The 14,512-nt window shown below is 64.2% G+C and carries 23 protein-coding genes; 10 read left to right on the top strand and 13 right to left on the bottom strand.

Annotated features, from left to right (window positions below; genetic code table 11):
* The 12 genes from ACN22W_RS08375 to ACN22W_RS08320 all read right to left on the bottom strand — a co-directional run bounded on the left by ACN22W_RS08375 (position 1) and on the right by ACN22W_RS08320 (position 8,060).
* Positions 1–645, bottom strand: coding sequence for a phage minor head protein (locus ACN22W_RS08375; RefSeq protein ID WP_419687390.1), 645 nt, complete (start codon positions 643–645; stop codon positions 1–3).
* Positions 584–2,167 carry a DUF1073 domain-containing protein gene (locus tag ACN22W_RS08370; protein ID WP_419687258.1) on the bottom strand — a complete coding sequence of 528 codons (1,584 nt, stop codon included), beginning with the start codon at positions 2,165–2,167 and terminating at the stop codon, positions 584–586. Before ACN22W_RS08370 ends, ACN22W_RS08375 begins: the two co-directional genes overlap by 62 nt.
* Positions 2,164–3,759, bottom strand: a complete 1,596-nt coding sequence (locus ACN22W_RS08365) for a TerL protein (protein WP_419687257.1) — start codon at positions 3,757–3,759, stop codon at positions 2,164–2,166. Before ACN22W_RS08365 ends, ACN22W_RS08370 begins: the two co-directional genes overlap by 4 nt.
* A 1-nt stretch (position 3,760) precedes the next feature.
* Complete coding sequence (locus ACN22W_RS08360) at positions 3,761–4,240, bottom strand: DUF2280 domain-containing protein (RefSeq protein ID WP_419687256.1); 480 nt, start codon at positions 4,238–4,240, stop codon at positions 3,761–3,763.
* A 20-nt stretch (positions 4,241–4,260) separates the two neighbouring features.
* The gene (locus ACN22W_RS08355) at positions 4,261–4,914 is read right to left on the bottom strand and encodes a putative metallopeptidase (RefSeq protein ID WP_419687255.1); all 654 of its coding nucleotides are present in this window, start codon (positions 4,912–4,914) and stop codon (positions 4,261–4,263) included.
* Positions 4,911–5,090: a hypothetical protein gene (locus tag ACN22W_RS08350; RefSeq protein WP_419687254.1), complete on the bottom strand. Its 180-nt coding sequence runs from the start codon at positions 5,088–5,090 to the stop codon at positions 4,911–4,913. The genes ACN22W_RS08355 and ACN22W_RS08350 overlap by 4 nt, the downstream gene beginning before the upstream one ends.
* A 124-nt stretch (positions 5,091–5,214) precedes the next feature.
* Positions 5,215–5,646: a hypothetical protein gene (locus ACN22W_RS08345; RefSeq protein ID WP_419687253.1), complete on the bottom strand. Its 432-nt coding sequence runs from the start codon at positions 5,644–5,646 to the stop codon at positions 5,215–5,217.
* A complete protein-coding gene (locus ACN22W_RS08340) occupies positions 5,643–5,972 on the bottom strand; it encodes a hypothetical protein (RefSeq protein ID WP_419687251.1) in 330 nt (109 codons plus the stop codon). The genes ACN22W_RS08345 and ACN22W_RS08340 overlap by 4 nt, the downstream gene beginning before the upstream one ends.
* Before the next feature lie 10 nt (positions 5,973–5,982).
* On the bottom strand, positions 5,983–6,447 hold the full coding sequence (locus ACN22W_RS08335) for a RusA family crossover junction endodeoxyribonuclease (protein WP_419687250.1): 465 nt from the start codon (positions 6,445–6,447) through the stop codon (positions 5,983–5,985).
* Positions 6,444–7,436: a YdaU family protein gene (locus ACN22W_RS08330; protein ID WP_419687248.1), complete on the bottom strand. Its 993-nt coding sequence runs from the start codon at positions 7,434–7,436 to the stop codon at positions 6,444–6,446. Before ACN22W_RS08330 ends, ACN22W_RS08335 begins: the two co-directional genes overlap by 4 nt.
* 43 nt (positions 7,437–7,479) lie before the next feature.
* The gene (locus tag ACN22W_RS08325) at positions 7,480–7,689 is read right to left on the bottom strand and encodes a hypothetical protein (protein WP_419687247.1); all 210 of its coding nucleotides are present in this window, start codon (positions 7,687–7,689) and stop codon (positions 7,480–7,482) included.
* Positions 7,686–8,060, bottom strand: a complete 375-nt coding sequence (locus tag ACN22W_RS08320) for a hypothetical protein (protein ID WP_124492638.1) — start codon at positions 8,058–8,060, stop codon at positions 7,686–7,688. The genes ACN22W_RS08325 and ACN22W_RS08320 overlap by 4 nt, the downstream gene beginning before the upstream one ends.
* 167 nt (positions 8,061–8,227) lie before the next feature.
* Here ACN22W_RS08320 and ACN22W_RS08315 point away from each other — a divergent pair, with 167 nt between their 5' ends.
* Positions 8,228–8,602 (top strand): hypothetical protein, encoded by a 375-nt coding sequence (locus ACN22W_RS08315; RefSeq protein ID WP_419687245.1) that lies wholly within the window; start codon positions 8,228–8,230, stop codon positions 8,600–8,602.
* A 165-nt stretch (positions 8,603–8,767) separates the two neighbouring features.
* Here ACN22W_RS08315 and ACN22W_RS08310 read toward each other — a convergent pair whose 3' ends face one another.
* A complete protein-coding gene (locus ACN22W_RS08310) occupies positions 8,768–9,094 on the bottom strand; it encodes a hypothetical protein (RefSeq protein WP_419687243.1) in 327 nt (108 codons plus the stop codon).
* Between ACN22W_RS08310 and ACN22W_RS08305 the strand changes: the two genes are divergently transcribed.
* The 9 genes from ACN22W_RS08305 to ACN22W_RS08265 all read left to right on the top strand — a co-directional run bounded on the left by ACN22W_RS08305 (position 9,077) and on the right by ACN22W_RS08265 (position 14,505).
* Positions 9,077–9,844 (top strand): S24 family peptidase, encoded by a 768-nt coding sequence (locus ACN22W_RS08305; RefSeq protein WP_419687242.1) that lies wholly within the window; start codon positions 9,077–9,079, stop codon positions 9,842–9,844. The genes ACN22W_RS08310 and ACN22W_RS08305 overlap by 18 nt on opposite strands.
* Positions 9,845–10,081: 237 nt before the next feature.
* The gene (locus ACN22W_RS08300; RefSeq protein ID WP_419687241.1) at positions 10,082–10,387 is read left to right on the top strand and encodes a hypothetical protein; all 306 of its coding nucleotides are present in this window, start codon (positions 10,082–10,084) and stop codon (positions 10,385–10,387) included.
* A 538-nt stretch (positions 10,388–10,925) separates the two neighbouring features.
* Entirely contained in the window at positions 10,926–11,306 is a 381-nt protein-coding gene (locus ACN22W_RS08295) for a DUF1566 domain-containing protein (protein WP_419687240.1), read from the top strand.
* Positions 11,307–11,339: 33 nt separating this feature from the next.
* Complete coding sequence (locus ACN22W_RS08290; RefSeq protein WP_419687239.1) at positions 11,340–11,765, top strand: hypothetical protein; 426 nt, start codon at positions 11,340–11,342, stop codon at positions 11,763–11,765.
* A gap of 143 nt (positions 11,766–11,908) precedes the next feature.
* Positions 11,909–12,238: a hypothetical protein gene (locus ACN22W_RS08285; protein ID WP_419687237.1), complete on the top strand. Its 330-nt coding sequence runs from the start codon at positions 11,909–11,911 to the stop codon at positions 12,236–12,238.
* Positions 12,238–12,462, top strand: a complete 225-nt coding sequence (locus ACN22W_RS08280; RefSeq protein WP_419687235.1) for a hypothetical protein — start codon at positions 12,238–12,240, stop codon at positions 12,460–12,462. Before ACN22W_RS08285 ends, ACN22W_RS08280 begins: the two co-directional genes overlap by 1 nt.
* Positions 12,459–12,623 carry a hypothetical protein gene (locus tag ACN22W_RS08275; protein ID WP_256085946.1) on the top strand — a complete coding sequence of 55 codons (165 nt, stop codon included), beginning with the start codon at positions 12,459–12,461 and terminating at the stop codon, positions 12,621–12,623. Before ACN22W_RS08280 ends, ACN22W_RS08275 begins: the two co-directional genes overlap by 4 nt.
* Positions 12,623–13,432, top strand: a complete 810-nt coding sequence (locus ACN22W_RS08270) for a RecB family exonuclease (RefSeq protein WP_256085945.1) — start codon at positions 12,623–12,625, stop codon at positions 13,430–13,432. The genes ACN22W_RS08275 and ACN22W_RS08270 overlap by 1 nt, the downstream gene beginning before the upstream one ends.
* A complete protein-coding gene (locus ACN22W_RS08265) occupies positions 13,381–14,505 on the top strand; it encodes a hypothetical protein (protein WP_419687233.1) in 1,125 nt (374 codons plus the stop codon). The genes ACN22W_RS08270 and ACN22W_RS08265 overlap by 52 nt, the downstream gene beginning before the upstream one ends.
* The last annotated feature ends 7 nt before the right edge of the window (positions 14,506–14,512 follow it).

The following is a 14,512-nucleotide window of genomic DNA, read 5'->3' as shown; positions in this document are numbered from 1 at the left end:
TCAATCCTCGGAAATGATCGGTTCGGCCCAGCATCGGCAGTTCCAGATCTGCCCCGGGTGGAATCGCATGACGCGGCCGTTCTCGTCGACCTCCGGCGGGTCGTCCCACGCGCAGACCTTTCCTTCCATCGCGCGGTGGCCGGCCCGGACGTCGCTGTCGCCACTGGTGCGCCAGATGTAGTGCGTGCTGCCGACGGCGAGCGCGCGGGCCTCGGTGAGCGACGTCGCCGCGCGCGAGACCTCCGTGCGTGCGATCAGGTCGGCGCGGCTCTTTGCGACCTCGCCGGACCGCTGAATCTCTTTCGAGATCGCTGCCGCGCGCGTGCTGTCTTCGAGCGCCTCGATCGTCAGGCGGTGCACGCGCTCGGCGGCTTCGAGCGGGATCGACCTGATCAGGCCGACCTGCTCGGCCATCAGCTCGCGCATCGTCTCGCCGGTCGGCGCGCGGCGCAGCTCGTCGCGCAGCGCGCGCGACATGTCCGCCGCATGCTGCATCCACGCCTGCTCGTCGCGACGGTTGAGGTCGTCGAGCATCCGCGCGGCGGTCGCCTCGGCCCACGGCGTGAGCGCCTCGGCGTACCGCCTAAGCAGCTGCTCGATCGTCGGCGCGTACGCGGGATCGCCAGGCGGAAAGCCATCGACCAACGCGCCCACCTGCTCGGCGATCTTGCGGAGCTGCGTCCTTAGCTGACGCTCGGGACCGGCCAGGCGCACCGGATTGCGGCGTCGCTTGCGGTCCGTCGTTCGGGTCATCAGCATCAGGGGGAAGCTCCGTTTCGGCGGCCGGCGGCGGCTCGTCCTCGGCCTGCTTGATTTCCTCGTCGGTGATCGACGAGAACACGCCGGTTCGATGGGCCGACGCGCGCAGTTCCTTCATGCCGCCGGCAGGCGTCACGAGGCCGGCATCGACCGCCTTCGTCACCGCGTCAGTGATCGTGTTGGCCGTGGCCGCCTTCTGTTCGTCGGTCATCTGCCAGAGCGCGCGGAAGTCGTATGAGAAGCCCTTCGGCGGCGCCATGCCGAGCACCGAGCGGAACAGCACCTCGAACAGCACGTTGAGCGGCCGGCGCAGCCGGCGCTCCTGCTGCTGCTTGATGTTGTCGTAGTACGTGCGCAGGTCCGACTCGCCCGTCGCGTTCAGGCCTGCGGGCGACTGGCCAAGCAGGCGCACGAGCGGGATCTGCAGTGCGCCTGCGAGCTGCTGCGCGAACTGCAGCAGCACGGCATCCAGCCCGGTGAAACCGTACTGGTCGATTTGCATCTCGTCATCTGCGTCGATCAGCGACAGCCCTTCGTTGGACTGGAACCGACGGATGAAGTCGACGTTCTTCAGCAGCGCCTCGAGCGCCGGGCCGCCCATCGCGATGATCTTGCGCAGGTCCTTGACCTTCATCGTGCGCAGATGCGCCTTGAACACGAGCTGCGCCGCGCCCATCGTCGTGCTGTCGAACGCGACGAGCCGGTCGATCAGCCGCTCGATGACCGACTGCCCCCAGAGGTTCTCGGCAATGCGCTGCCAGTACGGCAGCGTGACACCGTCGAAGCGCAGCACGCGGCTGTAGTGGATCCGCTGGCGCGGGAGCGCCATCGAGTCGGCCACGACGTCGTAATAGCGCGGCATGCCCAGCTCCGGACCCGGCTCCTGCACCAGGTCGTTGAGCGTCGGCTGCACGAGCCAGCGGTCTAGCACGCAGAGGCCCTTGAACTGGCCTTCGGCGATCGTGTCCAGCCGCAACGGCTTCGACGCGTCCTGTCCATCGATCATCATGACGGCGAGCGCGCCGCCATAGAGGCGCGCCCACTTCGCCGTGTCGCAGAGGCTGTCCCAGATCGCGAGGTTCTCGAACCCCTGGTTCAGGGCGTCCTTGTCGTCGGGATCGATGTCCGAACCGATCTCGACACCCATGCGCGTCATGTCTTCGGCGACGACGTCGACGGCCTGACCGACGATCCACGACGACCGGTACATCGCCTCCATCTGCACGCGGTTGCGCGAGATGAAGTCGAACCCGTACTGGTAGGCGGACGACTGGTTCGGCGTGCCGAGCCCGACGCGCGCTTCGAAATTCTGGAAGCTGTCCGGCGTCAGCCAGCGTTTCGCGTTGGCGGAATCCGCAGCCATCGCGCGGTATTGCCGCTGCTCGGCCTTGCGTTGCTTTCGATTCATCCTGCCAACCTTGTCCAGATATCCAGAACCTGCCCGGCCGGCTGGTACGCGATCATGACCGCGTCAGCCAGGTTCGGCGATTTCGTGCCCTCAGGCGCCTTGTCGATGACGATCTTCCCGACGCCGTTGACCGTATAGGTCGGCTGTGCGAGTTCCATCGTCAGCGCCGAAAGCTCGTCGAGCGCAGGATCGATCGAGATGATGTCGTCCGGGTTGTACGGCTTGCCCTCGACGACAGCGCGATACGTCGCCTGAAAGCGCAGCCGCAGTGCCCACCATGATTGCGCCTTCAGGTTCGCGAAGTAGTCCTTGTTCTTCCGCTCTTGCACCATCTCGCCTTCCGGGTCGTGCACCGGGCCGGAGCCACGGAACGGCTCGTCGTTGATCGGCCGCTTGCCGATCTCGATGCGCCGCTCGTTGATCACGCGCGCGTCGCCGCGCACGCCGGCGCCGAGGCCGTCGGCGTCGTAGTCGAATGACTCGTAGCCGAGCTCATCGCAGATGCCGAAGGTCTTTTCGACCGTCTCGTAGATGTCTCCGCCCTTGCCAGACCAGGACCTCAGGTAGTTCAACAGGAAGCCGTAGCGGCCCGCGAACGCGTTCTTGTCCTTGCCCTCGTCGGCGACGTCGAGGCCGCCGCGCCGCAGCCCGCTAGGCTCGATGCCGAGCTTCACGTGCGCGCCGATCGAGGCCTGCACCCATGCCGACGGGATCACCACGCCCTCGACCGACGCCGCATAGTTGATGTCGATTTCCTGCGCGACGACGACGGCCGGCAGCTCCGCAACCTGCTTCGCGTACCAGGCGTCGTCCTTGCGTGGGTCATCACGCCAGTGGAACGTGAACACCTTGATCTTGCCGCTGTGCCGGCGCTGCGCGAACGAATTGCCCATGCCGTTCGGCGTCGAGATGTCCTGGCGGCAGTTCGTCGTCGCCGACAACGACGCGTCGACCAGCTGCGGACGCTCGAGGAATGCCGACTCGTCCACAACGTAGAAGCTGGCGCGATCGCCGCGGCCGATGCCGTCGCCCGACTCGCCCGTGATCACCGAGCCGGTGTCCGGGAACAGGATGCGCATGTGCGGAGCGTGCGTGCCGATGTCCCATGTACCGCGGAACTCGGCCGGCAGCAGACGCAGGAACTCGCGGGCCTTCCAGAACAGGCTTTTCGGCGCGCCGATCTTGTCGACGTACTCTTCCTTGCGCGAACCGAAGCCCGCCGCGACGCCCTCATGGAACAGGCAAATCGTGTCGGCTAGGCCGACCGTCAGCCACGACATGCCCATGTCCCGCGTCTTCTCGGTGATGCCCGGTTCCTGCGACTTCCAGCGCTCCATGAACCATTGGCACCATTCCTCCTGCTTCGGGAAAAGCAGGAACGGAATCGTCGCCGGCAGCCCGCGCTCGACGTTGCGCGGGTCGAACGTCATGCCCCAGTCGATGATGAACTGGGCCGGGTTGTCACGGTAGAACGTCCGCAGCGCCGGCAGCATGGCCAGATTCGCGCGGATGCGCTTCAACCGCTCCGCTCGCCATTCGAACACCTGCACGTAATCCGGTGCACGGAAATCGAACGGGAACGGGATGGGCATGCTACGGGTTCATGAGCTTGGCGTAGATCTTCGCCGCCTCCTGTGGGTCGTTCGTCACAGTCGAGATCGCGGTGATCGGACCGCCCTCTTTGCCCGTGTGCTCCAGACGGTGACGGTTCGTGAACGCGTCTCCAGCTTCCTTCGCAGCTTGTTCGAGCAGTTGGGCCATCAGCGGAATGTTTCCGCGCTGCTCGGCGAGGCCGACAGCGTGGTCGAGTTTGCGGAGGCGCACGGCGCGATGCGCGACGCCGATGCGCGATGTGTCCTTCAGGAATTCCTCGCGCGTGCGCTCGAAGATCTCCAAGTACTTCTTGCTGAGCGATGCGCCGGCTCGCTTCGTCGGGTCATACCGCTCGCATTGCTGCGGCGACACCTCGACGCCGAACTCCTCGCGCACGGCCTTCGCTACGCGCGAGATCGTGTCGAAGCAGGCCAAGGACTGCACGATGTACAGCTTGATGGGCTCCTGAAGTTTTGCCATGGCGTGATGCGTTCAGTAGGCTATGCAGCGCGCAGGATGCAGGTGCCGCAGGCTCGCGCGATGTCGACGTGGCCGACCTCGGGCGCGCGCCTCGCGGCGTCGACGAGCTTCGCGGTATCGCCAGCGCCGCCGCCAACGCCGTAGCGCCGGACGATGCCGACGAATTCCTCGACGTCGTGCCCGCGAATGCCAAGCTTCGGCATGCCGTCCTTCGTGAATGCTGGCGCGCCGAACCCGTCATCGCGCTGGCCGATGTGATACAGCTCGTGCTCCACGAGCGCGCACCACTCCATGTCGCTGCATTCGCGCGCGTAGTGCGCATCGAGCGTGATCAGGAACGCGGGCACGCGGCCGAACCATTCGCAGAGCTGCTGTTCCTGCCTGGCGCGCTGCCAGCCGCCAGCCCGGATCATCACCTCTTCGCACTGGCCGACGACGCGGCGCATCTGTCGGACATTCTCGACGGCCGCCCAGAGGTAGGCGACGTCGGCGTCGACCAGGTGCGCGTGGTCGACGTTGTGAAGCGTCGCGCCGTCGCGCAGGAACGTGTGATGCACCCAGTCGTTCACGCCATCGGCCGGCATGAGGCGTCGAAACCAGTTCGACGGCTCGAAAAGCGCGTCGGGAGGCATGGGCCGGTTGCTGGCGGGCTCTGCCTTCTGCGCCCTGGTCATGCGACGCTATCCCGCCGCGGCGGCAGATCGAACAGCGCCTCAGCCGCGCGGCGCGCGGGGCTCGGCTCGTTCTTGAGCGCCTGGCGCTGCCGCTCGCGCTGCTCGGCCTCCTGCTTTGCCTCCAGCACGAGCATCGGATCGCGATACATGCAAGATTCGAAGATGCGGAAACCCATGGCGGCGCCCCAATGCAAAAAGCCCCGTGGCTGTCGCCTACGGGGCTTCGTATCCTCGCGCGTCTGCCTCCCAACTGGGAAGCAAAAGCTCACGCGCAAGGCGGAATCGGTAATCTGCCGAGGATCATAGAACAGATTCCGAGGGTTTACAACCGCTCGATGCAATTTTTCCGATGACCGATGCGGCGGTGAACTTGACGATGCTCTGCGAGATCGCGCGGTGCGCATCGGCGAGTACCAGCTCGAACCGCCGGCCGCGCAGCACGACGTTGTGCACCTTCCGCATCCGTGTCTGCACCTGATCGGGGCCCATGCGCCAGACGTAGGTGTACTTCAGCACCCATTTCGCAACGTGGTTCGGCATGGCCGACCATGCCGCCTCGACGATCCACCCGTCCTTCTGCTCCGGCGGTATCGTCATCTCGGCGAGTGCCTTATCGCGCAGCGCGACGTGAAGGCGGGCCCACTGCGCGCACACCTCCGGCTTGAACCGCGGCGAGCGAACCGTGCTACCCCAGTTGTCGAGCCGTTCCTCGATGCTGCGGAAGCTGCTCATCGAGCACCCCGCGTCGTCATGGCCAGCGCGCGCACGCTGCCGAGCCAGCCGGCGTATCCCGTGAGATGGCTCGTGAAGTCCGGGCGGATCCGCTCGTCGACGTGCCTGTCGCCGCCACACGTGCCGGCGAGCGAGAACATGCGGCCGCGCTTCTCGCCGCGTTTCACGTCGATGCGCGTCGCTGCGCGGTCGCTCGCGAGCAGGTGCCGCACGGTCGACAGCGGCACGTTAGAGCTGCGCGCGAGATCGTGCGCCGTGTAGCGCTGACCAGGCTTCATGACCGACAGCACCGTGTCGAGGGTGATTTTCGTGGTTTTCATCTTCAAAGGGCCCTCCCTATGCTCGCTGCAGGTTCAGTTCGATGGCTTCGACGCGCACGCCGGGCACAACTGCGTAACGCTTCGAAACCCTGAGATCGACGACCTGGCCGTCGTCGATGTACACGACTCCGTTCATGCCATCTTTCAACGCCTTGACAACGTTGTCGGCGTCCGGCTTCTTGGTGGCGCCGATCTCGCCGGCAGCGGCCGCGCGTTGACGCTTCTGCGACCAGCTCGTCGGGATGGGCATGCCGATGTGCACGACGAGACGGATAGGACCGGCGTATGGCTCGGTGCTGCGCATCGCGGCGCTAGCGGCCATCTTCACGAGGTTCTCGTAGCGCTCGGTCTTCTCGGGCGTGTGCGTGCGCACGTGGCCGCCTTGGCGTGAGAAGCGCGGACGGCCCTTCGCGACCGGCGTGCCCGGAACGGTGAATTCGACGCTACGCGCGGCGATCGGGTGCTGCTGCTCGGGGCTCATCGGCCGGCCTCCAGGATCGAGCCAGCCGCGACCGGGCCGGCGCTGTTGCGAAATGCGCGGTTGTGCTCGTCCAGCCACGGACCGTCGCCAGAGGCGTGAAACACGCGCAGCTTGAATTCGGGACACGTCTCGTGCTCACCCTGCTCGAGGCCGAGCGCGCGTCCTTGCGCGACGATCCCGGCCCAGCTTGTGTGCCAGGGGCCAGCGGGCGCGGTGGTCGAGCTGGTGCCGGCGCGGCTGGTGCGCTGCGCAATCGCCTCGGGCAGCAGCGAGTTCAGCAGGCCGATGTTCAGCGGCTGGTCTGACCGCTCGCGCTTCCGGCGCAGCAACCCGATCTGAATCGCCGTGCGCAGGTCCAGCGGTGTCGCGCCGAGCGCAGGCCAACTGAGCACGCGCTCGTCGTCGGCAGCGAAGCCGACCCCGTTCGAGCGAAGGATTTCGACGAAGGCGGCGGCGGCGTTCTGCGCGTCGTCACCTACTGCCTGTGCTGTGCCGCCGCCGCTTATGTTTACTTCTTGGTTATTGGTTATTGGTTCTTGGTTAGTTTTAGAACCGGTTATGTCTGGGTGGGCGCTGGCATCCGGATTGGAACCGGATTGAAACCCACTGGGTTTTTCTTGGGTTTCTGATGGGTTCTGTTTGGTACCCGATCCGGTAGCGGTTCGCTTTTTAGGCCGTCCGCCCTTCTTCCCGTTCTCCTGAGCAGTTTCGGCGCGCAACCGGTACGCGGCGATCTCGATTTCGCAGCGATCGTGCACATAGCCGGCGTCGGTCTGGGTGAATTTGAAGCGCAGCAGATTGGCGACCGCACGACGCTCTTCCTCGGCGCTGACGCCGACGGCGTAGCACACCGCGTCGAGATCGAGCGGGAGCGGCTTCTCGGTGTCGTAGTAGACGTCGATCAGGTCGCGATAGATCCAGCGCTCGACACGGGTCATGTTGACCGTGCCGGACCGGAAATCGCCTATGTGATGGGGGTAGTAATTCATCAGGATCCCCGAGCTACGGTGAGAGGATTCGGGATGTGGCTCATCAGCGAGGCCCAGCAGAAACCGGCGCCGCTTCCGGACGAACGCGCTCCAGCATCCAGAGCTGGTCGGCCCGGAAGGCGAGGTAATCCTGCGGCGGATCGCGGTAGATGAAGAGGTGCTTTTCCTCGACGGTGCCGAGGTAGGTCATGGGGCGCCCGAGTTTGACGGCGAAGGGCTTGCCGATGTCGCGCTGGCCGAGGGTCAACGTCATGCCGCCGCCTGCCGCTGGCCGAACGCCTGCTGTACGAACTCACCGATCGCCTGTTGGCTGAGTCGTCGGTATTCCTCGATCGCCCTGCGCTCCTGAATCGCGAGCCACTGGCGCGGGTAGTCGCAGCCCGTGAACATGCAGAACAAGTGCAGTTTCGTCGCGGGGAACGGCCGGCGGCCAGCGACCAGGTCGGCGAAGTGCGGATAGTGGATCCCGCAGTTGTGCGCGAGCGTCTTGCGATCGAAGCGGCGCAGGCCGAGCTCGAGCGCACGTGCCAGGCAGTCCTCGAAGCTCATTGCCTCGACGTCCCCGTCCGGCAGCGTTGCCGCCTGCACCCACGGCGCGAACATCCTGAATTCGGTCTGGTTCATACGAAAAATCAATCGTTACCCAGTTGAATACCCACTTGATTACCCAGTTGGGCGCCGGGCGAAATAAAAGCCAGGGCAACACCTGGCTGACTGCAAAAAGATGCGAACCACCGCTATGCGAGAATCGAAGCTCTCTACTTCCTCAACCCACACACAACGGGGTTCGCATGAAAACTCTTGTAACGGTCGAGCTGATCGAGAACGACGGACAACTTTCGATCAACTATCAAAACGGCAATTCGGCTCAGCCGCTGGAGGCAAACACGATCGAAAAACTAATCGCGGCCTTAGCGTCGATGCGGGAGGCTATGGAGCCGCCCGTGCCGATGGATCCGCCAATCGGGAGCCAGATGCCTGCGCAAGTCGATCCGCGTTTCTGGACCGAGCTGAACCACATGATCAGCGCATCGATGTTGGCCCTGAGGCACCCTGGCCTCGGCTGGCTCGCGTTTGCGTTGCCACCAAGTTCGGCAGAGCAGCTCACGATTTACCTTCAACAGCAGGCGGAACAGCTGAAAGCAGGACCCGGCTTGGTGAATTGAGCGAACTACCGCCCCCACCACCAGCTCCCGCTCCGAAGCCCTCGAGCTTGACGTTCACGACGCATTCGCATCGGACTTCGTACGTACCGATCGAAGCGGGACGCGCACGCTTGTCACTCGACGGCTTCCGATCAGCGCGAACCGGCTCGAACACGCGGGTCTTCTTCACTTCCCCTCCTTCGTGCGTTTCTTGGTCGGCTCGAGCAGCTCCGTCAAAAATAGATCGGGGTGCTGGATCTTCACCTCGGGTGGAATGCCGCGATATTTCCAGTTGTGGACGCGTTGCGCGCCCCCCTTCTCCGAATAGCCAAGGAGCCGAGCAACTTTCGAGGCGCCCCCATGGCGCTCAATGAGCTGCCAGTCGGGGTGTGGGGAGGTATCGGTCGTATCCATGCCCGCATTAAACACGATGTTTATGATGTTTGCAAACACCACGTGTATCAACAAGACGTTTACACGCGAGAAAATCGCGCCATGGAAAAAGTGATGCACGCCACGGCAAGCCGGCTATTCGAGGCTGCAAAGAAGGTTCGGCCCGACATTGAGTCGCCGGTCGACCTCGCCCGCGCGCTCAATCAGAGCGAGCAGACGATCAACAATTGGTCCTACCGTGGGAGTGGGGTATCCAAGCAAGGGCGTCTACTGGCCCAGAAAGAGTTGGGGATCAGCGCAACATGGATCGAGGATGGCATCGGCGCAATGCTCACATCCGAGACGCCTCCGTCTGGAGTTGACCCAAAGCACTCTCTTCCCGAAGACCAAGGGAACGTCCTGGTGTGGGAGCATCCAGACGATCTACCGCCGGACGATAACCGCGTCTGGCTGGACACATACGACTACAGATTCAGCGCGGGGACTGGTTTGATTCAGTGGGAGATTCGGCAAAAGAAGGCCCTGCCGTTCGATATTGGCTTTTTCCGCTCGCTCGGCTCGAAGCCGAAAGATTGCCGGCTCGTCCGGGTTCACGGTGACAGCATGGAGCCCTACCTGTTCGACCGTGACATGATCATGGTCGACACAGCGAAGAACAGCATCCGGGATGGGAAGGTGTATGCGATCTATTTCGCAGACGAGCCACTCGTGAAACAGATATTCAAGCTGGCCGGTGGCGCGATCGCCCTTCATTCGATCAACTCGGGAAAATATCCTGACAAGACCGTAACACTCGAGCACATGAACTCTGTCTCGATCATGGGTGAAGTCATTTATCGATCGGGCTCTGGTTGGGCCGGGGGGAATTGATGAAAATTACGCCAACATGTCGATACGGCCACGGCAACCTCGAGGTTGCTAACGAAGGGCATGATACGAATACGCATAGATGGACGCTCCTTGGCGTGACCAGCCAGACGTTCGTCGCAGGATCTGCAGTCGGAACGCCAATGACTTCGACAGGCCCATCAGGAAATGTTTTCACCGTGGCGCTATACCGATGCCCCGTCTGTGGATATCTTGAAATGTTTGATGACGAGGCTTCGCATGGGAGTGCATAAATTCGAGAGGCCGACCCGAAACGGTACGACCGGCAATGGTTCATCTCTTGACACTAGCGGTGGTGGCGGCAATGATGGTGGCATGGAAGAGCGTGTGAAAAAGCTGGAGGCCACATTGACGACGTTGCAACAAGACGTCGCGGTTGTGCGCGCCAACTATGCGACCAAGGCTGATGTCGAGGCGGTCAAAACCTCTGTAGCCGAGGCAAAGGCAACCATCATCATGTGGGTGGTTGGGGCAATATTCCTTGCCCAGCTCCTGCCTGGATTTCTCAAGAAAATGGGATGGTAAGTCCCTAATTATTCGAGGCCCCGCTCCATGCGGGGCTTTTCTTTTTCATGCGCCCTAGCCCGCCACGAGCGGGCTTTTTTGCGCCATCTCTCGGCCCTTCCGCAAAAATAAACATGGTGTTTGACACGCGAATAAACATCGTGTTTAATTCCATCCAACGCAGCACACAACGCGCTGCGCCACCGCCCAGGCGGATCGCTCTCTAACAATCGAAGGTATGCCGGGACCGCTCACGCGGAGCAACCGGCCGGCGCGATCAGCGCCGTGAGTCAGGACGGACGCAGCGGAAGACCGCTGTGCGCCGGGCGAGCCTGATGCAAGACAGCCAGCAACACGTGACCGATGGCGTGGTAATCGGCACAGAACCTCGCGCGACCCGGAGCCGGCACGGCCGGGAGTAGCCGGGCGCGCGAGCGATGCAGTTCTGACCAGTGGCGGTTCGTTCTCCGAGGCGCCACCGGTGAGAGCTGGAGCAAAGAGCAGCATTCGACGTTTCACACCCCAATTTACTTAGTAGTTCTTCCGATCTGGAGTTTCCATGAACATGCCTACCCCCGCCGCTGCAACGATTCCCCAGCTCGCCGAAGGCGAGATCTACGTCGGCATCGTCGCCAACACGGCCGGCGAGCTGCACCACGTCGTGCTGTTGCCGGGTGACAACGATGACGCCAGCTGGCAGGCACAGATGGAGTGGGCGAAGTCGATCGGCGGCGACCTGCCGACGCGCATCGAAATGCTGTTCCTGCTGGAAAACCATCGCGACGAGTTCGAGCGCGACGCGTACTGGACGCGCCAGCCGGACACCGATCCCGGTTACTCCGGCTGGGCGTGGTCCCAGTACTTCTACGATGGCGGCCAGTACTGCAACCACCAGTACCTCGAGTTGCGCGCCCGCGCCGTCCGCAGATTGTCGATTTAACCCTTCATCCATTTCAACTGCATGGACGGTGCGATGCATCTGAACAATTCGACGGGCGGTAACGTCCGCACCCTCCCGGCACGGAAGGATGCGAGCGCCGATCGCCAACAAGCAGCGGCCGACGATGCGGAGCTGGCGCGCGACGAGCGCAACGAAGCAATCGCCGAACGCGTGACCTTCGACGTGTTGCCGTTCTCGGCCGACCAGATCGCAGTGCTCGACGCGGCACTGCGCCGCGGCTACATCGAGGACGTGTACGAGGTGTGGAACATGTGCCGGGGCGTGCTCAAGGCAGAAATCGCGCGTCGCGTCGCGGCCGCCGATCTCGCCGCAGTCGCGCCGCGCTTCGCAATGACGACCTGCTCGTCGTGCGGCTCGGAGCTCGGCCCGGGTAATTCTGGCGTCAGCAGCTGCAGCGACCACGGCGCGCCCGCGCTGCGCCGCCTTCGCGGAGCCTGACATGAACCGTTTTCTCATCGGCGCGATCGCGCTGGCAATCCTCGCGCTCGTCGTTCTGTTGCATCGCCTGAAGCGCGGCATCGACATCACGAACAACGACGACCACCACCGCGGCTGAGCCGCACACCACACCGAGAGACCACATGGGACAGACCAATCACCCACACGGGCCGTGGGAAACGTGCGAGCCCGGCGATTACCTCGACTACGACGGCAACTGCATCGTCGTGCTCGGCGAAGACGCTCGCATCTGCGTCGTGCTCGGCACGGGCGAGCAGTCGCAGGTGCGCGCTCAGCTGATCGCGGCGGCACCGGACATCGTAACCGCGCTTCGGCTCGTCGCCTCGAAGACCGTGCTCACGTCCGGAATCCGCGCCGTCGTCGACGCGGCGCTCGGCAAGGCTGGCTACACGGCGCCCATGCCGGTCGCAGATCCCGTGCGGCATGTGCGCGTCTGCGGGGAGGGCCTGTGATGCGCTCCTCGCTCAACAGCCTCCAGCCTGTATTTCGCCGATACAGCCGATCGGCTGTATCGCGTGCTGCCAACGACAACGCCCTGCTGCGCGCCGCCGCGCGCGCACCGCGCATGCGCCGCGCCGCCGAGGGCGCCGTGTGGATGGCCGCCTACGGCTTCGCGATCGCTGGCCTCTGGTACGGCTCGCTGATCGCCGGCCCCTATCTGCGGAGCCTCGGATGACCCCCTTCGACTTTCTCGGTGCGCTGCTCGATCGAATCCACGCTCGCAGCCCGGTCGCCGGCTACATCGTCGCGAGCTTGATCGCCGCTGCGTGCATGTACGCCGTCGCCATCCTCAACGCCGATGGCACCAGTGCCATCGCCAACCTCGTGAGAACCTGATGAACCCGTCCGTCTATACCGTTCGCGCGTCCAGCTGGGGCGCACTCTTCGACTGCGCATACCGCTGGGAAGGCATCCACCTGCTGAACCTGCGCAATGTTGTCGGCCTGCGCGCCGCGCTCGGCACGGCCATCCATGCCGGCACGGCCGTGTTCGACCAGGCGCGTCTCGATGGTTCGGGCCTGACCGTCGACGACGCGGCCGGAGCGTTCGTCGACAAGCTGCGCGATCCGGAGAATGAGTTCGATCCGGAGCGCGACGACCTGAGCATGTCCGACGCGGAGCGCATCGGCCTGTCGCTCACGACGAAGTACTGCCTCGAGGTTGCGCCACGCTACAACTTCATCGCCGTCGAGATGGAGACGAAGCCGCTCGAGATCGACTGCGGCGGCGGCATCGTCGTCCGCCTCACCGGCACGATGGACCGCGCACGTGTGCGCCGCTCGGAGGCCGGCGTCGGTATCGCCGACCTGAAGAGCGGTTCGTCGGCCGTCCAGAAAGGTGCAGCCGTCACGAAGGGACACGGTCCGCAGATCGGCACGTACGAGCTGCTTTACGAACACACGACCGGCGACGAGATCGGTGACACCTCCGAAATTATCGGCCTGAAGACGAAGGGCACGCCGGAGGTCGCAACCGCGCCGATCGCGAACTCGAAGCGCGTGATGGTCGGTACCGAGGAAACACCCGGGCTGATCCAGTTCGCCGCGGACATGTTCCGATCCGGCCGCTTCTACCCCAACCCGAAATCGCTGCTGTGCGACAAGAAGTACTGCCCGCGCCACAGCACCTGCCAGTTCCACGACTAACTCGCGAGATATCCATGTCCACGCCTACCACCCTCGAAGCGATCCGCAACCCTGCCCCGCGCGAGGCATCCCTGCCGCCCGTTCGTGCAGGCTTCTTCGATCTCCAGGGCTTCGAGCTGCTGCAGCGAGTCGCCAAGGCGTTCGCGTCTTCGTCGCTGGTCCCGGCGCACTACCAGAACAACGTCGCGAACTGCATGATCGCGCTGAATCTCGCGCGCCGACTCGGTGCCGATGAGCTGATGGTCATGCAGAACCTGTACATCGTCCATGGCAATCCCGGCTGGTCGAGCAAGTTCCTGATCGCCAGCGTGAACACGTGCGGTCGATTCGAGACGCTTCGCTACGAATGGCGCGGCACCGAAGGGAGCGACGACTTCGGATGCCGGGCGTGGACGATCGAGAAGTCGACCGGCGAGCGTCTCAATGGCACGTGGATCGACTGGAAGATGGTCAAGGCCGAAGGCTGGAACAAGAAAAGCGGCAGCAAGTGGCTCACGATGCCAGACCAGATGTTCGTGTATCGCTCTGCCGCGTTTTGGCAACGGGCCTATGCCCCCGAAATCAGCATGGGTCTCTCGTCACAGGAAGAGCTGATCGATACCGTCGAAGTGCGAGCCGACGGCACGGTCGCAGTGACCAGCACGCTCGAGGAGCTGCGCGGCGGCCGCGCGCAGCCGGCCGAAGAAGTGCCGCGCGGCACGCCGCCTGAGCAGACTGGACCTGCAACGGAATCTCGCCCGGCCGGCGCGCCGCCGCCGGCAACCCAAGCCGATCCGGTCGACGACCAGGATGGCCCATCTGACGACGGCAACCACGGTCAAGGCGGTTTCGACTTCGACATCGCCGGCCTGGTGCGCGGCATCCGCGAGGACATCGAGTCCGCCGCGACGGCCGAGGATCTCGATCTCGCGCGCAGCGCGATCGCCGGCGTGCCCGACGAGGCCGCGAAGGCAGACCTGAATGCAGCGGCATCGGCGCGCATGCGTGCCATCACGGCCGCAGCCGAACAGGCTCAGCAACAGCCGCGCGCCGGTGCCGCTCGCCGTGCGCGCGGGCCGATCAGCGCCGACTAACGGGAGC

This window comes from Burkholderia theae (assembly GCF_048565265.1).
Taxonomy (GTDB): Bacteria; Pseudomonadota; Gammaproteobacteria; order Burkholderiales; family Burkholderiaceae; genus Burkholderia; species Burkholderia theae.
Note: the sequence above shows the minus strand (reverse complement) of the source record. Positions and strands in the feature narration are given on the sequence as shown.